The following is a 2,483-nucleotide window of genomic DNA, read 5'->3' on the forward strand; positions in this document are numbered from 1 at the left end:
GTAGACGTCAAGTCGATTTTTACACTTTTTGCTCGTTTTCTTTTTACACTTCTGCTGAAAAAATGCTTTTCCGATTTTTCATCCGGTGACTTTCCTCATCTTCTGCACCATGTATAACTTCCACACGATGAAGTAAGCGATCTAAAATAGCTGTGGTGATGCCTTGATCTCCAATTAAATTACCCCATTCATCTGGACTTTTATTTGAAGTCAGGATAATCGAACTTCGTTCGTATAAATGATTAATCAAATGAAAAAATAAGTTTGCTTCTCTCTGATCCATCGCCATGTACATTAAATCATCGATAATCACGAGATCGGCATTTCTCATCCGTTTGAGCTGAACTTTGGATTTATTCAGATATTCTTCTGTCTTTAAAAGCTGCACAAGCTCGCCCATTGTAGCGAAGTAAACATTGAATCCTCTGTATACGGCTTCGAGTCCCAGTCCAATTGCGATATACGTTTTCCCAATGCCAGGAGGACCTAGAAGAATTAAATTGTACTGTTGCTCTAGCCAACTTAATTCTCTGAGTTGAGTAAGCTGGCGGGCCGTCAGAACGTTTTGACCTTTCAGTTCGAACTCATCTAACGACTTCACGAAAGGGAAGCGGGCCCATTTCATTCTTTTTTCAAGGCTTTTCGCTTCACGTTTTGCTAATTCATATCGTGTTATAGATGCTAAGAATTCTAAGTAGGTCCATGATGCTTTTTCCGCTTCGCGAAGAAGCTGTGGCAGCTCCTCCGCAGTCTCTGATAAGCGTAACTGACGAAATTGATCTTGTAATTCATGCACAGTCTTGTTCATCATGCCCGACCTCCTAAAATACTGGTATACGCATTTAAAGAACGGGTGGAAGCCTTAATATGAGAATATTTTGGCGAATTATTATAAAAGGATTGTAGTCCTTTCATCGCTTCATCATGCAATGTATCAAGGTGATGAGCGATATCACGAAAATCATTCGCATTGTACAGTTTCTCTGTCATGCATTTAGTCAACACGGTATCAATTAATGCTGGATACTGTTGAATCACCTTATGGATGATCGCAAACTGGTCTCGACGATACCTCGGGTATCTTTGGCTGATCTCATCAAAATAAGCAGCTGCCTGTGTGGGATCTTCAAAGTAAGAGATTAGACGTTGCTTAAGTTCTTCAATCCCTTTCGAACGATCACGGGTATGATGGCGGTTTTGAATAAGTTTTCCTTTTTCTGAGCTAATCATGTGTTCGGCAATGATTTCACCATTTGCTTCTCTCCGTATCACGAGTGTTTGTTGCTCGTCGCCTATCACTTCAACCCATACAAGATTTTCAGTCATTGTTTGATAAGTCCCAAGTGGGACGGAATAACGGTTTGACTTATAACGGATCGTGTTGTCCTTACTTACACTTCTTGTTATACTTTGGTTGTTGGTACTTTCATATGAAAGTAACGAAGAGACTGGCTGTAAGTGTTGCTTTTCGAGGAGAAACACTTCTGCTGGTCTTTTTTTTGTTGTTTGGTGAACCTGATGGTTCCCAGTACGTTGAAGCCACTGTAATGCTCGATCATTCCAATCTTCTATGTTGCTAAACACCCGACTGTCTGCGAAATTGCCTTTTATGTATTTCACTACATTTTCAATCATCCCTTTAGATTCTGGATCGGCTCTTCTGCACAAGTAGATGTTAAATTTACGTTCATTCACATAACTTTGAAACTCAGCTGTTAAAAGCAGCTGTCCTGCATTTTCACTCACTGTGATTAAATGATCCTGATCATAAACGATTTCTTCTGTTCGTCCTCCGTAAAACTGGAATGCATTTTCATGACATCGAATCGCATCTCTTGTGGTAAATGGACGTGCCTGCCATTCCATATATTTATGCCTGGAATGAGCGAGTACAAAGGCCATAAAGTACAGTTTGATTTCTTTGTTGTCAATTGTCTTCTGTTTTGTTTCGCCCCAGTCTACTTGAAGCTGTTTGCCCATTGGTTGTTCAGGAACTGCTTCATATTGACGGACAATAACCTTTTTTTCAATCTGATAGAATTCACGAATGTCTTTCACATAAGATCTTACGGTACTTCCACCGACCAATAGGTCGGGATATCTCTCCAAAAGCCAATCATGAATTTGCGCACTGCTCAGATGAGGATACTCTTCTAGCCAGGCAAGTATCCAGTCTTTATAGTGATCTAGTTTTTTCTTCCTCCCCAAGAGTTGTTCGGTGTAAGCTCTCGCTTCATCAAATGTCATGTCTAAATATTTATAGACAGTTGGCCTTGAGATCTTAAGCTCCTTAGCGATTTGTGCTACTTTAAATTTTCTTTTACGCAGTTCATGGATCTTTACATATAACACTAACTTCTCCTCCAAAACCCTAACCTCCAGTAAAATAACGTTTACATCTATTTTACTGAAGTAATAGGTTGATAGAGCAAAAGTGTAAAATCCTATCAAGCGAAAACTGTAAATTTTATTCTAGCGTTTAC

2 protein-coding genes are annotated in these 2,483 nt (G+C 39.5%); both read right to left on the reverse strand.

The genetic code is table 11. The features are described from left to right. Positions 1 to 43: 43 nt before the first annotated feature. Positions 44 to 808: an IS21-like element IS643 family helper ATPase IstB gene (gene istB, locus BBA02S_RS19785; RefSeq protein WP_041114674.1), complete on the reverse strand. Its 765-nt coding sequence runs from the start codon at positions 806 to 808 to the stop codon at positions 44 to 46. Beyond that, the gene (gene istA / locus BBA02S_RS19790; RefSeq protein WP_156141543.1) at positions 808 to 2,352 is read right to left on the reverse strand and encodes an IS21 family transposase; all 1,545 of its coding nucleotides are present in this window, start codon (positions 2,350 to 2,352) and stop codon (positions 808 to 810) included. Before istA ends, istB begins: the two co-directional genes overlap by 1 nt. Positions 2,353 to 2,483 lie beyond the last annotated feature (131 nt).

The organism is Bacillus badius NBRC 15713, from assembly GCF_001591605.1.
Classification (GTDB): Bacteria; Bacillota; Bacilli; order Bacillales; family Domibacillaceae; genus Pseudobacillus; species Pseudobacillus badius.